This window comes from Clostridium sp. ZS2-4, from assembly GCF_026719745.1.
Lineage (GTDB): Bacteria > Bacillota > Clostridia > Clostridiales > Clostridiaceae > Clostridium_H.
Map to the genome: position 1 here is coordinate 1 of NZ_JAPPRQ010000066.1, position 695 is coordinate 695.

Here is a 695-nt window from a genome sequence, read left to right on the forward strand (position 1 = left end):
TCCTTTCTATATTTGTTGTTTGGTAACTATAATTATAAAAAGTCTTTGACATGAATAAAAGGCCTACCGGCAAGGTAATTGCTGGCGGCCTTTCCTTATTTTTTGCCTAAAAATATTTTACTTACTCTCACTTGTAAGGCTTATATATATGCTGTTTTTTACCCTCAACATTGCAATCAAGCCAACTCATATAACGAACTAAAGGAGTCTTTCACAAGGCTTCTTTTTTAATTGAATAAAATCAACAGCCAAAACCTTAGTGACTATATTTTATTTAATCTCTTCTAATTGTGTTATCTAATGTGTTATTTTATTGGGGTTGTGTTACGGTTGTGTTATTTGCATAAAAAAAGACCTTCCGAAACCTCGAAAAGCCTTGATAATGGTGCGCCCAGCGGGAGTCGAACCCACGACCTTCAGATTCGAAGTCTGCCACTCTATCCAACTGAGCTATGGGCGCTTAAATACAAAAAATGAAATTGGAGCGGGTAAGGGGAATCGAACCCCTGTGTTCAGCTTGGAAGGCTGACGTTCTACCATTGAACCATACCCGCATATCATTATATATTTTTAAATGGTGATCCACCGGGGAATCGAACCCCGGACAACTTGATTAAAAGTCAAGTGCTCTACCGACTGAGCTAGTGAATCAAATGGCTGGGATAGCAGGATTCGAACCTACGCATGTAGCAGTC

3 tRNA genes are annotated in these 695 nt (G+C 39.1%); all 3 read right to left on the reverse strand.

Annotated features, from left to right (window positions below):
* Positions 1–383: 383 nt before the first annotated feature.
* A tRNA-Arg gene (locus OIO11_RS11605) sits at positions 384–460 on the reverse strand.
* 20 nt (positions 461–480) lie between these two features.
* Positions 481–554 (reverse strand) — tRNA-Gly (locus OIO11_RS11610).
* A gap of 21 nt (positions 555–575) precedes the next feature.
* Positions 576–651: transfer RNA gene (locus OIO11_RS11615), tRNA-Lys, on the reverse strand.
* Positions 652–695: the final 44 nt, after the last annotated feature.